Source organism: Serratia sp. JSRIV006, assembly GCF_019968685.1.
Taxonomy (GTDB): Bacteria; Pseudomonadota; Gammaproteobacteria; order Enterobacterales; family Enterobacteriaceae; genus Chania; species Chania fonticola_B.
The window spans coordinates 2,604,792-2,618,585 of sequence record NZ_CP074137.1 but is presented as its reverse complement, the minus strand read 5'-3'; the positions used below and the strand labels follow the sequence as shown (position 1 = coordinate 2,618,585).

General features: G+C 55.2%; 13 protein-coding genes. All 13 read right to left on the bottom strand.

What is annotated here, in order from left to right:
* Positions 1-22: 22 nt before the first annotated feature.
* Positions 23-481 carry an NlpC/P60 family protein gene (locus KGP16_RS12140; protein ID WP_021178133.1) on the bottom strand — a complete coding sequence of 153 codons (459 nt, stop codon included), beginning with the start codon at positions 479-481 and terminating at the stop codon, positions 23-25.
* A 167-nt stretch (positions 482-648) separates the two neighbouring features.
* Positions 649-1,038 carry a 4-amino-4-deoxy-L-arabinose-phosphoundecaprenol flippase subunit ArnF gene (gene arnF, locus KGP16_RS12135; protein WP_059200705.1) on the bottom strand — a complete coding sequence of 130 codons (390 nt, stop codon included), beginning with the start codon at positions 1,036-1,038 and terminating at the stop codon, positions 649-651.
* Positions 1,035-1,379, bottom strand: coding sequence for a 4-amino-4-deoxy-L-arabinose-phosphoundecaprenol flippase subunit ArnE (gene arnE / locus KGP16_RS12130; protein ID WP_021178136.1), 345 nt, complete (start codon positions 1,377-1,379; stop codon positions 1,035-1,037). Before arnE ends, arnF begins: the two co-directional genes overlap by 4 nt.
* The gene (arnT, locus tag KGP16_RS12125) at positions 1,376-3,040 is read right to left on the bottom strand and encodes a lipid IV(A) 4-amino-4-deoxy-L-arabinosyltransferase (protein ID WP_021804585.1); all 1,665 of its coding nucleotides are present in this window, start codon (positions 3,038-3,040) and stop codon (positions 1,376-1,378) included. The genes arnE and arnT overlap by 4 nt, the downstream gene beginning before the upstream one ends.
* Positions 3,037-3,948 (bottom strand): 4-deoxy-4-formamido-L-arabinose-phosphoundecaprenol deformylase, encoded by a 912-nt coding sequence (gene arnD, locus KGP16_RS12120; RefSeq protein ID WP_094981802.1) that lies wholly within the window; start codon positions 3,946-3,948, stop codon positions 3,037-3,039. Before arnD ends, arnT begins: the two co-directional genes overlap by 4 nt.
* Positions 3,945-5,927, bottom strand: coding sequence for a bifunctional UDP-4-amino-4-deoxy-L-arabinose formyltransferase/UDP-glucuronic acid oxidase ArnA (arnA, locus tag KGP16_RS12115; protein ID WP_094981861.1), 1,983 nt, complete (start codon positions 5,925-5,927; stop codon positions 3,945-3,947). The genes arnD and arnA overlap by 4 nt, the downstream gene beginning before the upstream one ends.
* A complete protein-coding gene (gene arnC / locus KGP16_RS12110) occupies positions 5,927-6,907 on the bottom strand; it encodes an undecaprenyl-phosphate 4-deoxy-4-formamido-L-arabinose transferase (protein WP_021804588.1) in 981 nt (326 codons plus the stop codon). The genes arnA and arnC overlap by 1 nt, the downstream gene beginning before the upstream one ends.
* Positions 6,894-8,048: a UDP-4-amino-4-deoxy-L-arabinose aminotransferase gene (gene arnB / locus KGP16_RS12105; protein WP_021804589.1), complete on the bottom strand. Its 1,155-nt coding sequence runs from the start codon at positions 8,046-8,048 to the stop codon at positions 6,894-6,896. Before arnB ends, arnC begins: the two co-directional genes overlap by 14 nt.
* A 396-nt stretch (positions 8,049-8,444) precedes the next feature.
* On the bottom strand, positions 8,445-9,200 hold the full coding sequence (gene btuD, locus KGP16_RS12100; protein WP_223501382.1) for a vitamin B12 ABC transporter ATP-binding protein BtuD: 756 nt from the start codon (positions 9,198-9,200) through the stop codon (positions 8,445-8,447).
* A 16-nt stretch (positions 9,201-9,216) separates the two neighbouring features.
* On the bottom strand, positions 9,217-9,768 hold the full coding sequence (locus KGP16_RS12095) for a glutathione peroxidase (protein WP_021804591.1): 552 nt from the start codon (positions 9,766-9,768) through the stop codon (positions 9,217-9,219).
* A gap of 70 nt (positions 9,769-9,838) precedes the next feature.
* Positions 9,839-10,846 (bottom strand): vitamin B12 ABC transporter permease BtuC, encoded by a 1,008-nt coding sequence (gene btuC, locus KGP16_RS12090; protein WP_021804592.1) that lies wholly within the window; start codon positions 10,844-10,846, stop codon positions 9,839-9,841.
* 246 nt (positions 10,847-11,092) lie between these two features.
* Positions 11,093-11,389 carry an integration host factor subunit alpha gene (gene ihfA, locus KGP16_RS12085; RefSeq protein WP_004943604.1) on the bottom strand — a complete coding sequence of 99 codons (297 nt, stop codon included), beginning with the start codon at positions 11,387-11,389 and terminating at the stop codon, positions 11,093-11,095.
* A gap of 4 nt (positions 11,390-11,393) precedes the next feature.
* Complete coding sequence (gene pheT, locus KGP16_RS12080; protein ID WP_094981804.1) at positions 11,394-13,781, bottom strand: phenylalanine--tRNA ligase subunit beta; 2,388 nt, start codon at positions 13,779-13,781, stop codon at positions 11,394-11,396.
* Between the last annotated feature and the right edge of the window lie 13 nt (positions 13,782-13,794).

Here is a 13,794-nt window from a genome sequence, read left to right as displayed (position 1 = left end):
ACCAGATAGCGGGTTTGGGGCGTTAAATCCGGCGCGCCTGCCAGTACACCTTACGCCAGTAAACGTTGTTGAGTGAGGAACGCGTCACGCCTTTGCTGGTAGAAGCATGAATAAACTCGTCGTTGGTATCGTAGATCCCCACATGTAGGCCATTCTCTCCGCTGCCGGTTTTAAAGAACACCAAATCGCCCGGCATCAGCTCGTCGCGCGAGACTTTGGTCCCCAGCCCGGTTTGCTGCGCCGTGGATCGCGGTAATTGCATATCAAAACGATCGCTGAAGGTGCGATAGACAAAGCCGGAACAGTCAACACCGCCGCGATCTAGCCCACCGTAGCGATACGGGGTGCCATACCATTGACGCAGTTGCTCGTTCAATTGCGCTACCACCACGATGGAATCGGACAAACGGCCACTCGGCGGTGGCGCATGGCTGCTGCAACCGGCGAGAATTAAACTGGCTAATAGAAACCACACACGCATCGCATTTTACCTTTCACTTGAACACCGAAGCGGATCAACCGCCTGCGATATTTCACCACGCCACCCCAGGTAAGGAGAATGCTGTTTGGCATTAATTTATCGCTCAAGATAATAAAAAGGCAAGTTTTGTCCATGAGATATTCGAATCAACAGCGTTTTTTCCGCTATTAACGATTTTTTGCCGCCCGATGGCTGTTAATCAACCAGACGCCGAACAGAATAAACAGCGTCCCCAGCGTTTTGAGCAAAGTGGCCGATTCATTAAACCAGGGCAGGATCACCGCCGCCAGGTAAACCAGCGCGTAGCTGACGCTCAATAGCGGATAAGCCCGGTTCAGTGGCAGATAATGTAGCGCGAAGAACCAGCACAGCATTGATAATGCATAGCCGAAGATGCCAACGGCCACCGCTATCAAGGCCATTCCGTACTGGCTGAGTAACGGCCAGGTAACATCGGCAAACGACAACAACGGGATTTGCCCCATGCCCCACTTCATCAGCAACTGGGCCAGCGTCACTAACAGAACGCTGCCCGCCCCCCAAAGATAACCTTTCATGATTGCAGACTCATCAGCAGGATCCCCAGCATGATCGACGCCACGCCGCACCAGTGACGCACCGTAGTCGGCTCGTTAAACAACCAGCGTGCCGCCAGCGTCACCAGGACAAAATTGAGGCTCAGCATCGGATAGGCCAGGCTGAGCGGCAGGCGCTGCAACACATTTAGCCATACCAGCATGCCCAGCCCCAATAGCAGCACCGCCAGCGCCAACCAGCGCAGCGTTAAAGCCCGCCGCCGATCGCCAGCCTGTTGCCAGGTAAGAGCAGCCTGTTTCTGACACAGCTGCCCCGCACAGGTGAACAGGCTAACCAGGATCACCAACAAATACCCCATCATGGTTGCTGCTTATACCATACCAATGCCATGCGGTGCATCTCGACCACGCTGTCTGGCGGTGGCAAATCTGTCGGCACGTGCTCACCACGGGAGAGTTGCATTACCAGTGACACATCCCCCTGTTTGCGAGCCTGAGCCAACCAGCCAGCAAAATCCTCTTCGCCGATATAGTGGCCACGTGCATCGGGATACGCCAAGCCATAACTCAGCTCGCCTTTTTCACCGTACATCAGCACATCGCTGCGTTTCAGTTCCCAAGCCAGGCCAGCGGCGATACCCACACGATCGGCCAACACAAACTGGCTCTGGCTGAGCGTGGCGATATTGTCACGAATGAAGTTTTGCGGCTGCTTGGAGTCGATCACCTGCTGCGGAATAGCATAGCCGATCAACAGACAAAGCAGCAGCGGACAGGCGGCCGCCCAGGTCCAGCGTTTTGCGTTATCACGAGCGGAAATCACGGCAAACAACAGCCAACCACCAAAGGCAATCAGGCCGAGCACGATTTTTGGCCACTCATCGGCGGTAAACAGATGCACTTTATGTAACACACCGGAGCCGATGAGCAACAACGCGATAATGCCAATCAGACCAAACAGGCCATTCAGTAGGGCATTCACCTTAAAGACGCGAGTACGTAACTGCCCCGCGCAATCCTCGGCGTAAGCCGCCATCAGCAGTGCCAACGGCGCCATGCAAGGCAGAATATAGGTCGGCAGCTTGCCTTTGGCGATGCTGAAGAAGATCAGCGGCATCACCACCCAGCTCAACAGGAAAAACAGCTCCGGGCGCTGCACACGCTCACGCCATCCCTTAAGCAGGGAACCTGGCAACAACCCCAACCACGGCAGTACCGCAGCGATCAGGATCGGGATGTAATACCAGAAAGGTGCCTTATGCTGGGCATTCTCTTCGGCAAAGCGCTGAATATGCTCCACCCAGAAGAAGTAGTTCCAATAATCCGGCTCTCGTTGGGCCACTGCCAGCGCCCACGGCAGGCTGAGCAGTACCGCCACCACGATCGCCACTGGCCCATAGCAGAACAGATCTTTGACCTTACGCTGCTGAATAACAATGGGGATAACGGCAATCACCGGCACTGCCAGCGCCAGAAAGCCTTTGGTCATAAAACCCATGCCACAGGCCAGCCCGAGCAACACATAGCCACCCAGCTTACCTTTGGCTGTGGTGGCTTTCAGCGTCAGGTAATAGCTGACCATGGCTGCCGTCAGCCACAGCGAGATCATCGGATCGAGCACGCTATAAGTACCGATACTGAAAACCAGCACCATTGACAGGAAAATCAGCACCGCCAGGTAGGCACGACGCGCATTTTTCCACATCAGCCAGGCCAGAGCAAAGACCAGCAAGGCGGTCAGGCCAGTGCTGAATATCGAGCCAAAGCGCACGGCAAAGTTGCTATCGCCGAACAACCACTGGCTAATGTTGTTAAACCAGTAACCGGCGACCGGCTTTTCAAAATAGCGCAGGCCGAGCAGATTAGGCACTATCCAATCTCCGCGTGCCAGCATTTCACGGCTGATTTCGGCGTAGCGGGTTTCATCCGGCTGCCACAGCAGCCGCCCATTCACCGGCAGCAGATACACCAGGGCAAAAAAAATGGCCAACACGATGGCCCAGGATCCTTTCAACGCTTTCATGAAACCTTTTCTCCCCCAACTTCGGTTTGATAACCCAACCAGCCTTCTCGGCCAGGAAATGGTGCGCGTATAATGCGGCCTAGCGGCAGTGATGACACGTCTTGGGGCAGCAATGCGCTCAGCGGGCAGAACTCGATGCCTTGCTGTTTTGCACGCTGTAATAGCTGTTCGAACATGGCCGACTGCGACATACCTTCCACCTCGGTATGTATGGTGTACACTGGCACCCCACGATCGTTTTCTATCGCTCGCAGAATATAATCATTGAAATCCGCCATGCTGGTTTCACGGCCAATCACCTCATCAAAGGTGGGGAGCGTAACGGGGATTTGCACCGTGCCCGGCTGGCCGTTCTCTAATAGCGGACGGAAAGGATGGGTGCCGCGGCAATCACTGTTGTACTCGAAACCAAAACCTTGCTTCACCTCCACGATGCGCTGATCGGCACGCCACCCCGCCACCGCCGAAAATCGGACCGGTTGGCCGATCGCATTGGCCAGTGCATCAACACCCAACTGAACCTGACGTGTCAACTCGGGTTTGGACCACTGCCCCACCTTGGCCTGCCACCCTTGATGATCCCAGGCATGCAACCCCACTTCGTGGCCCACTTCCAACGTGCGCTTCATCAACGGCCCCAAAGATCGGGAAATATTCCGCCCAGGCCACGCAGTTCCCGCCAGCAGGATATCCCAGCCATACAGGGAAGCGGCCTTGGAACGTAGCATTTTCAACAGGAATTGGGGGCGAAGCAGGCGCCACAAGTGGCGCCCCATGTTGTCCGGCCCGACGCTGAAGAAAAAGCTGGCCTGAATATCGTATTTGGCAAACAGTTCCAGCAGGCGCGGTACCCCTTCACGGGTACCGCTAAAGGTGTCTACATCAACTCGCAGGCCGACCTTCCTCATGCACCATCACCTTCCTTTACCGTGGTACGCAGGAAGTAGTCCAGCGTCTCGGCAACGGTTTGCTGCATAGCGATCGTCGGCTGCCAGCCGAGCAGGCGGCGAGCATTCTTGATGCTTGGCGTACGGTGTTCAACGTCCTGATACCCTTTGCCGTAGTAGCTACTGCTTTCCACGTCCTTGAAACCGGCAAACGGCGGGAAATTGCCGCGCAGCGGATGCTCATTGAAGCTGGCCAGCAGCATTTCCGCCAGCTCACGAATACTGGCTTCGTTGGTTGGGTTGCCGATGTTGACGATCTGACCATCGCATTGGCCGTCGCGGTTTTCAATAATGCGGTACAGCGCTTCAATACCGTCGTTGATATCGGTAAAGCAGCGTTTCTGCGCCCCACCGTCCACCAGCTTGATCGGTGAGCCTTCAACCAGGTTCAGGATCAATTGGGTGATCGCGCGCGATGAGCCGATACGCGCCGCATCCAGGTTATCCAGGCGTGGCCCCATCCAGTTAAACGGACGGAACAGCGTGAACTTCAGGCCTTCTTTGGCCCCATAAGCCCAGATCACCCGATCCAACAGCTGTTTGGAAACCGAATAGATCCAGCGCTGTTTATTGATTGGCCCGACGATCAGACGCGAGGTGTCCTCATCAAACTCTTTATCGTCGCACATGCCATAAACTTCTGAAGTGGACGGGAAGATGATGCGTTTGTTGTATTTCACACAGTCGCGAACGATTTTCAGGTTTTCTTCGAAATCCAACTCGAACACGCGCAGCGGATTACGGGTGTATTCGATCGGTGTGGCTATCGCCACCAGCGGCAGAACCACGTCGCACTTCTTGATGTGATATTCGATCCACTCGGAATGAATGCTGATATCCCCTTCCACAAAGTGGAAGCGTGGGTTATCCAGGAAACGGCTGATGGCATCAGAACCGATATCCAAGCCATAGATATCATAACGATCTTCGCGCAACAGGCGTTCAGTGAGATGGTTGCCGATAAAACCGTTCACGCCCAGGATCAGCACGCGGGTACGGCGCTTCATCACAGAGTTTGGCTTGGCAGCCAGACGTACGTCGCTCACCATGCCCATTTCCGCTGCCAGACGGCTGCCTTGTACATACAAACCAGATTCGCTCTGGCCAGCCACGATTTCCAGCGCGCCTTCACCACAGGCAATCACCAATGGGGTGGTGCTCAGCACCGTGCCAGGCTGCTTATCATGCGCGGTGTCCAGCACGCGTGCGCGCCAAACGATCACTTTGCGCTGGCCCAGATAGCTGAATGCGCCCGGATAAGGTTCGGTGACAGCACGTACCAGGTTGTTGATTTCATGAGCAGACTTGTGCCATTGGATCTCACCGTCGGCAGCGGTACGGCGGCCAAAATAGCTGGCCTCCGCTTCGTTTTGCACCGTCAGGCTGGCCGTACCGTTTTTCAGTTTCGGCAACTGCTCTTTCAAGACAATCTGCGCCGCTTCCAACACTTTTTTGTGCAGCGTCAGCGCGGTGTCCTGCTCGGAAATCGCCACTTTATGCTGACCTACGATATCACCGGCATCCGGACGTTTGACCATCTTGTGCAGCGTAGCACCGGTCTCGGTTTCGCCGTTCACCAGCGCCCAGTTGATCGGCGCGCGACCACGGTAGCGTGGCAACAGTGAACCATGCAGGTTAAAACCGCCTTTAGGAGCCAGAGAAAGGATCTCATCGCTCAACATATTGCGGTAGTAGAAAGAGAAAATGATATCCGGCTGTAGTTCACGGATACGCTCAACCCACAGCGGATGATTGACATCTTCCGGCGCATACACCGGCAGCTCCAGTTCAGCACCCTGGCGAGCAACGGAAGAGAAGAAGTTGTTTTCACCTGGATCATCGGTATGGGTAAATACGGCCTGTACGTCATAGCCCGCTTCTGTCAGCGCTTTCAAACCTGCGCAGCCGATATCATGGTAAGCAAATACAATAGCTTTCATCATTCTTCTTCCTGATTATTTTGGGTTGGTTTGGCACCGACCACTTTCTGGACAAAATAGCGGGGACGAGCGCGGACGTCGTTATAAATCCGGCCGATGTACTCCCCTAACAATCCCATACCGACAAACTGTGCACCGATAAAGGTGAATAACACCGCAAACAGCGTGAACACTCCGCCTGCCGCCCATTCCGGCCCCAGGACCAAGCGCAGCACGATCAGCAACACCGCCAGCACGAAGCCTGACAGCGCAATCACGCTACCTACCACGCTGAGCAGACGCAACGGCGTGGTAGTCAGGCAGGTGATCAGGTCATACATCAGGTTGATCAGCTTCATCAGGCTATATTTGGAGTCACCGAACTCGCGCTCAGCGTGACGCACCTCGATCTCCGTGGTACGGCGAGCAAAGGTGTTGGCCAGGATCGGAATAAAAGTACTGCGCTCATGGCAGTGCAGCATCGCCTCAATGATATGGCGGCGATAGGCACGCAGCATGCATCCATAGTCGCCCATGGATTTACCGGTCGCGCGCTGGATCATCATATTGATCATGCGGGAAGCCGTCTTGCGGAACCAGGAGTCCTGACGGTTGGCACGCACGGTCCCCACCACGTCATAACCCTCTTCCGCGACGCTGACCAGACGGGGAATTTCCTCCGGCGGGTTTTGCAAATCGGCATCCAGGGTGATCACCAGATCGCCACTGACCTGATTGAAGCCCGCCATGATGGCGGAATGCTGGCCGTAGTTACGGTTCAGCAGCACGGCAATAATGCAACTATCAGGCTGTTCCGCCGCAGCGGTCAGCATGGCGGCAGAGTTGTCGCTGCTGCCATCATCAATCAGAATAATTTCATAAGGTTGCAATAGTTGTTTACAGGCGGCGGTGGTGCGCTCCAACAAGGCAGGTAAACTCTCCTGCTCGTTGTACACCGGGATCACCACCGAAACTTTGCTAATAGGTTCAGCGCGAGACACGGGAAGACTCCAATACGGAAGACAAGGCATTGACCACGCGATCGACATCGGCTTCGGTCATATCTGGGAACAGCGGTAAAGTGCACAGGCGTGCCGAGTTCCATTCGGTATTGGGCAGTGACAGCTGTGGGTAACGTTCGCGGTAGAATTTTTGCGTATGGGCGGCGCGGAAATGCAGACCGGTGCCGACCCCAACTTCTTTCAGCCGTTCCATCAGTTGATCGCGCCCAATGCCGCAACGTTGTTCATCAACACGCACCATAAACAGGTGCCAGGCGTGATCGTGCGGATAATCTGGTAACCCCAACGGCTGGAAAGGCGAATCTTGCAGCGCGGCCAGGTAACGTTCCGCCAGCACCTTGCGCCGGGCGTTCAACTCTGGCAAACGCGCCAGCTGCACCACAGCAATCGCCGCATGAATATCTGACAGGTTGTATTTGTAGCCAGGTTCAACCACTTCTGCCTGCGGCTTACGCCCCTGCAGTTGGCGGTCAAAAGCGTCAACGCCCAGGCCGTGGAACTTCAGGCAGCGGACGCGATCGGCCAGTTCATCGTCATCGGTCGCGATCAGGCCGCCTTCAGCACAGGTCAGGTTTTTGATGGCGTGGAAAGAGAAAATGGCAGTACCCCGCGCGCCCACCCATTCACCATCGAAACGGGTGCCTACGGCGTGAGCCGCATCTTCAATCAGGGGGAGGTTGTGGCGTTCAGCCACTGCGCGCAGTTCATCCATCGGTAATGGTGCGCCCGCATAGTGAACGGGAATAATCGCTTTGGTACGTGGGGTGATGGCCGCCTCAACATCGGCTGCACTGACCATCAAAGTGTCCCGGTCAACATCGATCATCACCGGCGTAGCGCCAAGCAATTCGATCATGTTGAGGGTGGAAACCCAGGTTTGTGAAGGGGTAATGACTTCATCCCCTGGCCCGATATCCAGAGCCATCAGAGTGATGTGCATTCCCGCCGTTGCGGAGCAGACGGCAACCGCATGCTTGCAGCCGAAAGTTCGGCAAAACTCGCTTTCCAACTGCTGATTTTGCGGCCCGGTGGTGATCCAGCCAGAACGCAACACCTTTTCTACCGCCGCAATTTCTTCATCCCCAATGGCCGGGCGTGAAAAAGGCAGGAATTGATCCATAATTAAACCCCAAACGTCTCGATTTTCTTTAAACTACTGTAAGACTTTTACATTTAACGAATAGTAAACGTCGCAAAGAATGATCACTGGTGGATTAACTGCCAATGTACTTGGGCAAGCTTAACTAAACCTTAAGGGAGAAATTATTATCAGGAAACCTTCTGTAAAACTTCTTCATCAAGGAACTTATAATTAGTTTTATAATCATTGAGTTATGCAGTTATATTTTTTTACTTATTTTTTTCAACCCGATCAGCGTAGCAGGTAATCGTGGATTTTCCATCTTATTTTGTGAGCTTAACCAGAGAATTTGTCCCCATGCAGGGGAATTATATCGAGCACGTTTACTTTCCGTTTAACTTCTAATTAACCGATTAAAATAGCAGCTAAACATCGCTAGGCCGTTTTGGTCATAATCCAGCGCTGCTCTCCTACCGCCTGCAGATGAAAATCCACGTCATAAACCTTGGATAATAACCCCGGCTCCATGACCTCGTGGGTCCCCCCCTCGGCGACCAACCTTCCGGCTTGCAGCAACCAGACCCGATCGGCCTGTTGCAAGGTATGATTGAGATCGTGAGCGCAAACCAGGGCGCTGCGGCCACTTTGGCAAAATTCGCGCAACAGGCGATCGAGCGCCACCTTTTGCGCCACATCCAGGCTGTTGGTCGGTTCATCCAGCAGCAGTAATTGGCTTAGCGGGTTAACCGTTGGCCAAACCTGTAACAATACTGCGGCCAGCCGCACACGTTGCCATTCCCCCCCAGAGAGTTGAGTCAACATGCGGGATAATTTATCCGCCAGCTTTAGGCTACGTGCCAAATACAGGATGGCTTTTTCCAGGTCACCTTCGTCCGCCCCGGCGGGCTGATGTAAGGCGAGATATTGAAATACCGGCATCAGCGCAACCGGAGGCTGCTGCTGGCACAGATAAGCCCGGTGTTTTGCCAGTTCATTCCCCGTATACGCTTCCAGCAAACGCCCAGACAGCCAAACTTCGCCAAGCCCTGGCAGCATACCCGCCAATCTGGCCAACAGCGTGCTCTTACCCGCGCCGTTTGGGCCGATCAGGTGCACCTGCAACCCAGCGGCGATCTGCCCAGAAAACGGCATCAATCGCCCTTCTACCCCTACCTCACTGAGCTGCAGCATGGTTCTGATCGCTCCTTTACTTGGCCAAAGCCTGTTTGATGGCCTCGGACACCTGTGGATCTTCTGGCGTCATATCCGGCGAGAAGCGTTGGATCACCTGACCGTCGCGGCCAATCAAGAATTTCTCAAAGTTCCACAGGATATCGCCGGTCTGCTTCGGCGCACGGCCTTTGCTGCTCATCCGCTCCAGGAAACCACTGCCTTCTGGTGCGACGGCCTGTGGCTGTGCGGCAATCAGTTCCCGATACAGCGGATGACGGCCCTCACCATTGACTTCAATTTTGGCAAACATCGGGAACTGGACGCCAAAGGTGCCACGGCAGAACGCCAGGATCTCCTCATTACTGCCCGGTTCCTGACCAAGAAACTCATTGGAAGGGAAGCCCAACACCGCAAAACCCTGCTCACGCCAGGTTTCATAAAGCTTTTCCAGACCTTCATATTGCTTGGTCAGGCCGCATTCCGACGCTACGTTGACCACCAGCAGTACTTTGCCGGCATAGGCGTTCAGCGTGGTAGATTGGTTCTCAATGGTTTGCAGGGGAATGGCATAAATGGGGTTGCTCATCAGATGTTTTCCTTTGGTTTTATTTGCAGGTGAGACAGAAAAACGCCGCCGGTCATTACCGGCAGCCGGTTTACCTTACGCTTTTTGTCCGGGCCAGTAACCAGATAAAAAGAGGCGCTCCCAGCGTTGCAGTAACCACGCCGATGGGTAATTCTGCCGAAAACAGCGCAATCCGCGCCACCACGTCAGCCACTAACAGCACGCCCGCGCCCGCCAGCGCGCAGCCAGGTAACAGATAACGTTGGTTGGTCAAACCGCTGAGGCGCAAAATATGCGGGATCACCAGGCCGATAAAGCCAATCACACCCGCCAAGGCCACACTGGTGCCCACCAGCCAGCCGATGGCCAGCACCAGCAGATTACGCCATACGTGCAGGGAAAGACCCAACTGCCGCGCCTGCATTTCGCCAAGCGCCATCAAGTTCAGCACCTTGCCTTGCGCACATAGCCACAGCAGCGCCGGCAACAGGGCTAACAACAGCCATTTCTGCCGCCAATCCACCCCGCCGAAACCGCCCATCATCCAGTACATCAGTTGCCGCAGGTCGAGGCTCGAACTGAAATACACGGCCCAGGTCATAATCGCGCTGCACACAATCCCCAGCGCTACCCCCACCAGCAGCAAACGTGCGTTGCTCAAGCGGCGACGGCGGGCAAAAATCAGCAACAGGAAGGTCATCACCAGGGCACCTGCGATGGCGTTCATGCTCATCAGCGCCACCGGCAGCAGGCCGTTGCCAAACAGCACCGTCAGCACCAGCGCCACTCCGGCACCGTTGGATACGCCAAGCAGTCCAGGCTCCGCCAACGGGTTCTCAAACAGAGCCTGCATCGCCGCCCCGGCCACCGCCAGGCTTGCCCCCACCAGCATCACCGCCAGCGCTCGTGGCAGGCGCAATTGCCAGACAAACAGCTGTGCAGGCTCCCCCAACCACTGCGCAGGCCAGATCCACAGATCCCCGGCGCTCAGGCTGAAGGAAAATGCCAGTACGACGCCCAGCGTCAGCCAGGCCAAATAGCGTTTATCACGGCGGTGTTGATGCTGTTGTAACAAAGTGAAGGTCTGACTGCTCGGCATAACTACACAACTTCCCTACTGGCCGATAGCGGCCTGAAAATAACGTCTTGCAGCAAATAGTAGGAGGTTCGGGCGTTTAGGGGAAGAACTGAGTGAACGAATGGTGGGGAAAGCAGCGGCTGGCAATACCGATCATCGAGGTGATGATGGGAATAGATGGCAACAGCATGCAGCGCTGACCAATTGAGGTTGGTAAACCGCCCAAAGAAAAAGGCCGCTTGCGCGGCCTTTTTGGCGTTGTGTAACCTACTCTTTCGGGCTGGCGTTCTCCACCCGGCTTTTCAGTTTCTGTCCCGGACGGAAAGTGACCACGCGGCGCGCCGTAATCGGAATGTCCTCACCGGTTTTCGGGTTGCGTCCCGGACGTTGGTTCTTGTCTCGCAAATCAAAATTGCCAAAACCAGACAGCTTGACCTGTTCTCCGTTCTCCAGAGCTCGACGGACCTCTTCAAAGAACAGTTCAACCAGATCTTTGGCATCCCGTTTGCTAAGCCCTAGCTTCTCAAACAGGTGTTCTGACATTTCAGCTTTAGTAAGCGCCATAGGTTCAATCCCTCAAGGATGCTTGGAATCGCTGTTTTAGAGCCTCTACACATTTTGCAACGGTAGCGGCAATCTCCTCTTCTTCCAGTGTACGGGCGGTATCCTGCAACACCAGACTGATAGCCAGGCTCTTATAACCCTCAGCTACGCCCTTGCCACGGTACACATCAAACAAGTTTACGCCAACTACCTGATTTGCGCCAACTTTCTTACACTCTGCCAAAATATCTTCTGCGGCGACGTTTTCAGCCACTACAACGGCGATATCGCGGCGGTTTGCAGGGAAGCGAGAAACCTCTCGGGCCTGAGGCACGGCGCGGCTTGCGAGCTTGTTCCACTCCAATTCAAATACCACAGTACGGCCGTTAAGATCCAGTTTACGTTCAAGTTCTGGGTGAACCACACCGATGAAACCGACACGTTCGCCGTGTAAATAAATGGCCGCACTTTGCCCAGGATGCAGGGCGGGATTGGACTCTGCCTTGAACTGAATTTCGGATAATTTACCGGTCAGCTCCAATACCGATTCCAGATCCCCTTTCAAATCATAGAAGTCCACCGGCTTTCTTGCCAGATCCCAATGCTCATCATGGGTATGCCCGGCAATCACGCCAGCCAGCATGACATCCTGACGAATACCCAGATTTGCCGTAGTATCAGGCACAAAGCGCAGCCCGCTCTCAAACAGGCGCACCCGAGTTTGCTGGCGATTCTGGTTGTATACCACCGCCGAAAGCAGGCCAGTCCACAGTGACAGACGCATTGCAGACATCTCTACCGAGATAGGGCTTGGCAGGATCAGGGCTTCTTCACCTGGGTGCAGCAACGCTTGCACTTTCGGGTCGACAAAACTGTAAGTAATTGCTTCCTGATAGCCATGATCGACCAACATGGTCTTTACACGCTTGAGGGTCAGATCGGATTCGCGGTGTTTAGTCATCACCAGATCGGCGCGCACTGGCACATCCGGGATGTTGTTGTAGCCATAGACACGGGCCACCTCTTCCACCAAATCTTCTTCGATCTCCATATCGAAACGCCAGCTTGGCGCCACCGCGAGCCAGTTGTCGCCCTGCTCGGTAACCTGGCAACCCAGACGACGCAGAATATCGCTCACCTGCTCGCTTGGCACCACGTGGCCAATTAGACGGTCCAGCTTTTCACGGCGCAGCGCAATGGTGGCACGCTTCGGTAAGGTGCTCTCATCGCTAACATCAATGATTGGGCCAGCCTGCCCACCGCAAATGTCGATCAACAGGCGTGTGGCACGCTCCATCGCTTTATGTTGCAGTGCCGGGTCTACGCCACGCTCGTAACGATGTGAAGCATCGGTATGCAGGCCATGACGGCGAGCACGGCCAGTAATCGACAGTGGGCTGAAGAAAGCACACTCCAGCAGCACATCCTGGGTTTCATCATTCACGCCAGAGTGTTCACCGCCAAAGATACCGCCCATGGCCAGCGCTTTTTGCTGATCGGCAATCACCAGGGTGTCTGCCTGCAGTTTGGCTTCGTTGCCATCCAGCAGACGCAGGGTTTCACCTTCGCGAGCCATACGCACCACGATACCGCCCTCAATGCGATTGAGGTCAAAGGCGTGCATTGGCTGGCCCAGCTCCATCAGCACGTAGTTGGTCACATCAACCACGGCATCAATCGAGCGAATACCGGCGCGGCGCAGCTTCTCGCGCATCCACAGCGGTGAAGGTGCCTTCACGTTGATGCCTTTCACTACGCGGCCAAGGTAACGTGGGCACGCCTGAGGGGCTTCTACACGGATTGGCAGAGTATCGGTGATAGTGGCAGCTACCGGGCTCATATCCGGCTCGCTCAGCGGCAGTTGGTTCAGCACGGCAACGTCGCGCGCGACGCCAATGATGCCCAGGCAATCGGCACGGTTCGGCGTGACGCTGATTTCGATCGCGCTATCGTTCAGTTGCAGATAGTCACGGATATCGGTGCCGATCGGCGCATCTGCCGGCAGCTCAATGATGCCGTCATGATCGTCTGAAATCGCCAGTTCGGAGAACGAACACAGCATGCCTTCAGAAGGCTCGCCACGCAGCTTGGCAGCCTTGATTTTAAAGTCACCAGGCAACACGGCACCGACGGTAGCAACGGCTACTTTCAGGCCAGCACGGCAGTTTGGCGCACCACAAACGATGTCTAACAGGCGCTCACCGCCCACGTCGACTTTGGTTACGCGCAGTTTGTCGGCGTTCGGGTGTTGACCGCACTCCACCACATGGCCCACGACCACGCCGTTGAACACGCCAGCCACCGGCTCAACGCCGTCTACTTCCAGGCCGGCCATGGTGATTTGATCGGATAATGCTTCGCTGCTGATGGCCGGGTTTACCCACTCGCGCAACCAGAGTTCACTGAATTTCATGTGATATTCCCGC